Genomic DNA, 6589 nt, shown 5'->3' with positions numbered 1-6589 from the left:
CATCGACAACGTGCCGATCATCGGACCTCGTGTAGCGTCCGCCCGAGACAACGCCGCCGCCGCTGCCGTTCTACACGAGTCGAGCGACCCGGCCGCTCTGCAGACTTGGGCGGCGCAACCCGCCACCGACCCGAGTGTCCCGAATTCGCCATCGACCTTGTCCGGCGCTGTCGGAAACGACATGGGCCTATTCCAAGCCGAGAAGTCGGCGCGCAACGTCGACAACTCGGCTTTCAACCAGGTCGACAAGGCGCAGAGCGGCGCGGCGCAAGCCGCGATCGTCTCTGGTCAGCAGCCGGGCGCCGACGTGTTCCGGCCCGGTCAGATGATCCGTCAACGGATGGACGCGATCGATGCGGCCTCTGCCGAAGCGCAGGATCGCCTTGCGGCCGCGCACCAGGATGCTGTGACCCAGCGCCAGATGGCGACGCAGGCGTACGCGGATCAGCAGCGCGAAGGCCTCGCAGAGCGTACCGTTGCGCGAGGCCAGGCATCCGGAGACGCCAAGGCCGACGCGGACGCAGTCCGCCAGGCCCAGCATGATCAGCTCGTCGCCGCGTTCCAGGATGCCCATGATCAGGCCATCCAGGCCGCAACCGACGCCGCCGCGCCCCTGCAGACCAGGACGAACGCCGAGGATCTCGGATCGACCCTGCGCGCTGCGGAAGAAGAGGTGCGCGGCACCACGAAGCAGGCACACAAGGACCTGTACGATGTCGTCGATCCAGACGGCACGCTCGCCCTCGTCGCGACTCCGGTGCGCGACAAAGCGCTCCAAGTCGCCGCTGACCTGAAGCGGGACGGATCTGACTTCGACCCGGCCGAGGCTCCTCTCTTCCGCCGCGCGGCCTCTCTGCCCGAAGTCATCCCGTATCGAATGCTCCACACGCTCGATAAAGACCTCGGGGCGGCAATGTCGAAGGAGCGGCGCGGGGCCGGCGAGACCTCTGCATGGGCACGGCTGACGCAATTGAAGGGTTCGATCAAGGACGCTATGATCAAGGCGGCCGACAATCAGGTCCAGCACGAGACCAGGATGGTCGACGCCGGCCTAATGCCGTCGGAAGATACGCTCGAAGCGCGGATGCGCGAAAAGTGGAACGTCAATCAGGATGCCAGCCGAGCTAACGCCAGCGGAAGTCTTGCAGGGACTGGTACTGACACTCTCGGAATGGCCGGAGGCGGAGCGCCCACGCGTGCTGGCGGAGTTCGAACAGCAGGTCCGGCAGGCGGGGGAGCTCGACAAACTCCGGGCGATCAAGGAATACCGGCGCCAGCACTCCAGCCAAACTTTGACCCAGCTGCCACCAACCGCCTGAAGGCCGCGAACGCCGCGTATGCCAATTACGCGAAGATCTACAAGAACCCGACCATCGGCCCTGGTCTCCGCACGACGGGCTATGGCGGGCAGTACCAGATTTCGGACGCTGCCTTCATCAAGCGCGCCGTCGTCGCAGGCGACCGTGGATATGAGATCGCGAAGGCCCACCTGGCTGCCGCCAAGAACGACTCCGTCGCGATCAGTGCGATTCAGGACGCTGCCCTCGCGCCGCTCCGCAAGAACGTGCCGCCCTTCGGAAACCTTCATCCCGACGCCCTGGCGAAATGGAAAGAGGCGTACGGGCCCGCGCTTCGCGCCGTCGACGAGGTCTCGCCCGGCTTCTCCGACCGGTTCGACAGCGCCGCGAACGCGACGCAGGCCCTGCTCGACGTCGGCGCTCAGCAGAAACAGGCCTTAGCGGATTTCCAGCGCAACGCCGCAAGACAGGCTGTCATCGAGAATGCCGCGCGCCGGGAGCAGCTCGGTCAAGCCACGGCCGCCGACCGCGCACAAGTCTCGTCACTTCTCGCCGAACGTGCCGCCGACGACCGCGCCGCCATCGCGCAGAGCAAGGCGGAGACCTCGCAGGGCATAGCACAGGCTCGGGGTATCGCCCGCGATGCTCACGCCACGCCGGCCGGGCAGTTCTTGGGCCAGGGCGGCGATCGGATCGCGGTGCCGGAGGTCGAAAACGCGGTCGGCAGCATGCTCACGACCGGCACCCAAGGCGCGACCAGGATGCGATCTTTCGTCGGGTCGCTCGATCCCGACTCCCTCGCGGGTGTCCGAAAGGCCGGCACCGACTGGATGGTCCGAACCTTCCAGAACGCGAACGGCGACATGTCCGGCGCCAAGTTCATCAACTTCGTCCGCGACAACAAGGAAGTGCTGAAGGAGCTGTACCCCAGCTCCCAGGTCAGCATGTTCGGCGCTGTCGCTGACAAACTGCGGGCCGATGCCATGTGGCGGACGGAGACTGCGATCAAGGGCGGGTCCGACTCAGCGAAGAACCTGCTCGCCCACCTTGCCGAACATCAAAAGAGCACCGGCAAGCATACCTCGATGGCCTTCATCGCGGCTGAGGCCATGCGCGAAGGCTACGACCATGGGGGCTGGCAAGGCGGCGCTGCGGCCGGCGCCGGGGCGGCCACGCTATACCTAATGAACAGCCTTCGATCGGCCGGCATCAAGAGCGTCGCGCAGCTCTACCAGACGATGCTCGCCGATCCCGAGAAGGCGCGCTTTATGATCTCAAAAATGCCGGACAAGCCGGAGGGCGGCGTGCTGCGGGCCCTAACGGGATCCCTCCGACGGTCTCTGATCGTTGGACAAGAGCAGAGTAAATTCCGCAATTAGGTCTTGTTGATACCAGGGCGACGAGTTGCCTGGCGAAATACGCGGTCGCCGCACATCAACGGCATACCGCAGGGCATTCATCACCACCGCCGGGGCCTGCGTAGCACGGCCCTCCCGGTCCGTTATAACAAGCGCCGCCTGGTCCCCGATACGCAGGCCCTCCCGGTCCATCGTAAGCGGGGCCACCCGGCCCATTATACATCGCACCCCCTGGTCCAGAATAAGCGTTTCCGCCAGGGCCTTCGTACATCTGGCCACCAGGGCCAGCGTAACAAGGGCCGCCCGGCCCATCATACGCCGGCCCCCCAGGACCGGCATATGCTGCACCACCTGGCCCGGAATAACATGCTCCACCAGGGCCATCATAGCCGATACAGTGGCAAGGATTGGCAGCTAGGAGAGGCGATGAAGACAGCGTCGCAGAGAAGAAGGCGATCGCGATCCTTATGTTAAATGGCGCGCCCATCATGTCAGCAGCTCTCCAAAAATGAAGATGAGCCCGATCACGCCCGCTATGGAAAATATGGCTGCATTCGTTTTCTGCATCTCAGCGACTATGCTGTGAGAGAAAATCGAACAGGTAAGCAGCCCGAATGGGGTGATCATGCAGCCATTCAAAAAGTCGACCCCGCACATCGTTCTCGACGCGAGGGGTCGGATGCTTTTGAAATACCGAAATGCAATTCGCAGTAGAGCGGCTAGGACTCCCACCGCGACGGTGAGTTGGTCGGCGAGTGAAACCAGTGACTCCATAGCCCACCAAGACTGAACCGATGGGCTGCGACGACGGCAAAGCCTATGATCGCAGCACCAAGGTCGAATATGCCATGCTCGGGTAGGTCAACCAGCTTCAACAGTGTGCCGCAGATGGCGACGCCAGCGAGAGCGCCGCACATCTCGATACGCAGCCACGCGAACTCGCGCTTCAGCTTCTCGCTGTGGAGAGGCCGGCACTGTTCGTGATCTGTAATTGAAGCCATCGACTGCCTCCGAGCCAGGCGACAACTCGGCGGCGAAACGCGCCAAGTCAAGCTATCGCCACAATCATCTCGCGTGCGTTGCTGGAATACAACTCCACTAAGGTTGGGTGTGAGGACGGGAAGTCAACGCCGCCTCATCAGCCTGGTTACAGGGTCATTAAGGCGTAAACACAAGCTGAACCAATTCCGCAGTCGCCTCACAGCGCGGCTTTCCATTCCCCAGCTGGGTCTGGACAGAACGTTGCCGGCGTCTTCGTTGATCCGATGGGCGTCGCGTGTCGGAACGAGATACATGCGCTCGGCGCTGCTGTTCGACACCCTTATGAGCCGAGAGCACGTTGATGACGTTTGTAAGCCGCGTCGCCGGCACGGATCCCGCCCGCCACGCGATCCTCATAGAGGCCAGGGAGTTAAACCCGCCCGACGTCGACACGCTATGGGATGACGAACAAAACGAGGAGGCTCTGCCTCTGTTCAAAGTCTCAGAAGGGTACACCGCTAGAAAACATTTGCGATGAGACGTTTTATGCGTCTCATAACGGTTGACACAAGATTTCCAAGACATCACAAGAGAATGGTCTAGACCTTTTCGAGACAATTCGGAGTCTTCGATGTCGACCAATTACGGGTACGCTCGCGTTTCCACTACCGACCAAAACCTGACGATCCAGGTCGACGCCTTGAAGGCTGTCGGCTGCCAGACGATCCGATCGGAAAAGGTGACAGGCACGAAGCGCGAAGGCCGCGCCGAGTTGGCGACGTTGATGGACTTCATGCGGAAGGGCGACACCCTGACCGTGACACGGATTGATCGCCTCGCCCGCTCGATCGGCGATCTTCAGGACATCGTGCGTGAGCTGAAGGCCAAGGGCGTTACACTGAAGGCGACGGAACAGCCGATCGACACTGGCACCGCAGCCGGTAAGGCGTTCCTCGACATGTTAGGCGTTTTCGCAGAGTTCGAGACGAACCTGCGGAAGGAACGCCAGCTCGAAGGCATTGCCAAAGCGAAGGCAGAGGGCGTCTATGCTGGCAAGGGCCGCAAGGCGACGATCGACAAGGCCGCGATCGAGAAGCTTGCAGGCGAAGGCCGCGGCGCTTCTGAGATTGCCAAAGCGCTCGGCATCGGCCGCGCTTCGGTTTATCGTCTCATGGCGGCCTGACAGATGTCGCCGCGCCAGCAGCCGTCTGAAGCCGCGGTAGCCGCCATGAAGGCCCGCATCAAAGAGCGTATGGCTGCTGCCTTCCCCGTCATCCGAGCAATTCAGGCGCCTGGCGCCATAAGCCTCCGCAAGATCGCGGACGCTCTGACAGAACGCGGCATTCCAAACATCAAAGGCGGGTACGTGTGGACCGATGAGCAGGTGAAGCGAGCACTAGAGATGGCGGACGATTGATCCCGACTATGCCGCTGTCGTCGCCCAGCTTCCCAGCGAGGGTGATGACGAAACCGATATCGGCGGAGCGATATCGACATAGTATCAGATGCTTGGGGTGGTGCTCTGTCAGACTGGCGTCGGTATTCTACTGACCACGGAACAGCGGATTGCGATGCCAAGCATTCGGACGGCCCACAGCAAGGGCCGCATCGCATAGGCGATCCAGCTCGTCGTCGGTGATCATCAGTTCGACCACAGCCTCTCTGGAAAGGCCTGTCGCGAGCATCACATTCGAGATCATGGTGTCCTGACGAGCGGCATCGTCCGCCGCTGTCAGCGGCGTCACATCGTCAGCGATCATCGAGAATGCTCCGGCGCGGAATGGCCAAATTTAGAAGGCGTGCCAACTCTTATAGTTCCGCTTCCGCTTATTTTGATCCGACCAACTTCAACTGTCGCATTGCCCGATCGGCTTTACCGGCTGAAAAGATTACGTTATTATGGTGGCACAAAAACACCGTATAAACAGCGGTTCATCATGAAGTGGCGACACCGCCGGCCCTCTTTTGATGAGGCCTTTGACAGAAAAGAGACTTGCTATGAATTTCGTTAGCCCTTCGACCGTAGATGGCATCCCAGTCACGGCAACCCCAATCGACGGTATCGCGGTGAACCCGGCCGCGACTTACATTAGAGCTGTTGTTCCCGCGTCCGCGGCCGGTGGGCCGAGCGGGGGACAAACCTTTTTTGAAAGCTACATTTTATTGTCGGATCTAATCGCTCTTGTAAGAGGCAGCTGACTAACCGGCGTGCGATATCGTTCCTAACGGTCATCGCACAATCTTGAGCGCTCGCATGGCCGAGGGCAGATCTGGCGGCTTGGGGCTGCCGATGTCGATGAAGAAGGCCCCACACTGTTCCTTGAACGGGTGACGCTGCCGACCCCACATCGCGCAGTCGCCGGCGAGATGCGCGAGGAGAGCGGCCATCTCGATCTCGGCACCGTACTTTGCCGCAAGCCTGGCCAAGCGATACTGGCCTTCTCGACCGCACCTCGAGCACCCGAGCCGGACAACGACGTAGGGGTATGAGGCAAGCGGCGGCATAACAGAACGTAACGGGAACATACCCACCGAGTCCATATGGGGGTTCCTGTGTGTATCGGGGGCAAGTCGCCGAACGCGACCTTAACGATCCATCGGCATCCTCGGCACATGCCGAAGCCGCCCCGCCGATCGCCACCGCAGACCAAGAAGACCGACGTCGTCGTCGACGAGCGCGTGGCCGGCCGCGCCGTTGTCGCGAAACCGATCGACCCGCGCCAGACCGGCCTGTTCGACACACCGTTGCCGAAGTGGATCAAGCCGTGCCTGCCGACCCTCGTCGACAAGCCGCCCGTCGGCGACGACTGGATCCACGAGATCAAATGGGACGGGTACCGCATCTCCGCCTACGTCGCGGGCGGCAAGGTCACGATCCGCACGCGCAACGGCCACGATTGGACGAGCCGCTTCCCGAACATCGCCGCGGCGCTGCTGAAGTTGAACATGCGA

The 6589-nt window shown here is 61.9% G+C and carries 6 protein-coding genes and 1 pseudogene; 4 read left to right on the top strand and 3 right to left on the bottom strand.

All coding sequences use genetic code 11. The features are described from left to right. A partial coding sequence (locus tag GSQ79_RS28940; protein ID WP_210253044.1) for a hypothetical protein occupies positions 1 to 183 on the bottom strand: 183 nt, incomplete at its 3' end. Between GSQ79_RS28940 and GSQ79_RS09415 the strand changes: the two genes are divergently transcribed. From GSQ79_RS09415 to GSQ79_RS09405, 3 genes are all read left to right on the top strand, one after another. After that, positions 182 to 2677, top strand: a complete 2496-nt coding sequence (locus GSQ79_RS09415) for a hypothetical protein (protein ID WP_158808462.1) — start codon at positions 182 to 184, stop codon at positions 2675 to 2677. The genes GSQ79_RS28940 and GSQ79_RS09415 overlap by 2 nt on opposite strands. A 1591-nt stretch (positions 2678 to 4268) precedes the next feature. After that, complete coding sequence (locus GSQ79_RS09410) at positions 4269 to 4820, top strand: recombinase family protein (protein ID WP_158808461.1); 552 nt, start codon at positions 4269 to 4271, stop codon at positions 4818 to 4820. 3 nt (positions 4821 to 4823) lie between these two features. Further along, positions 4824 to 5054, top strand: coding sequence for a resolvase (locus tag GSQ79_RS09405; RefSeq protein ID WP_158808460.1), 231 nt, complete (start codon positions 4824 to 4826; stop codon positions 5052 to 5054). Between the two features lie 127 nt (positions 5055 to 5181). Here GSQ79_RS09405 and GSQ79_RS09400 read toward each other — a convergent pair whose 3' ends face one another. Both GSQ79_RS09400 and GSQ79_RS09395 read right to left on the bottom strand, forming a co-directional pair. Next, complete coding sequence (locus GSQ79_RS09400; RefSeq protein WP_158808459.1) at positions 5182 to 5397, bottom strand: hypothetical protein; 216 nt, start codon at positions 5395 to 5397, stop codon at positions 5182 to 5184. Positions 5398 to 5866: 469 nt separating this feature from the next. Then, positions 5867 to 6064: a hypothetical protein gene (locus tag GSQ79_RS09395; RefSeq protein ID WP_158808458.1), complete on the bottom strand. Its 198-nt coding sequence runs from the start codon at positions 6062 to 6064 to the stop codon at positions 5867 to 5869. 186 nt (positions 6065 to 6250) lie between these two features. On the opposite strand from GSQ79_RS09395, the pseudogene GSQ79_RS09390 reads away from it, so the two are divergent. Beyond that, positions 6251 to 6589: pseudogene (locus GSQ79_RS09390) on the top strand (ATP-dependent DNA ligase); the annotation flags it as partial.

This window comes from Beijerinckia sp. L45, from assembly GCF_009765775.1.
Lineage (GTDB): Bacteria > Pseudomonadota > Alphaproteobacteria > Rhizobiales > Beijerinckiaceae > RH-AL1.
The sequence above is the reverse complement of the archived record's forward strand: the minus strand, read 5'-3'. Positions and strand labels throughout refer to the sequence as shown.

What these genes read in the sequence shown, in the direction of transcription:
- GSQ79_RS09415 (WP_158808462.1), top strand. Translation starts at nt 182, where the DNA reads ATGGGCCTATTCCAAGCCGAGAAGTCGGCGCGCAACGTCGACAACTCG.
- GSQ79_RS09410 (WP_158808461.1), top strand. Translation starts at nt 4,269, where the DNA reads ATGTCGACCAATTACGGGTACGCTCGCGTTTCCACTACCGACCAAAAC.
- GSQ79_RS09405 (WP_158808460.1), top strand. Translation starts at nt 4,824, where the DNA reads ATGTCGCCGCGCCAGCAGCCGTCTGAAGCCGCGGTAGCCGCCATGAAG.
- GSQ79_RS09400 (WP_158808459.1), bottom strand. Translation starts at nt 5,397, where the DNA reads ATGATCGCTGACGATGTGACGCCGCTGACAGCGGCGGACGATGCCGCT.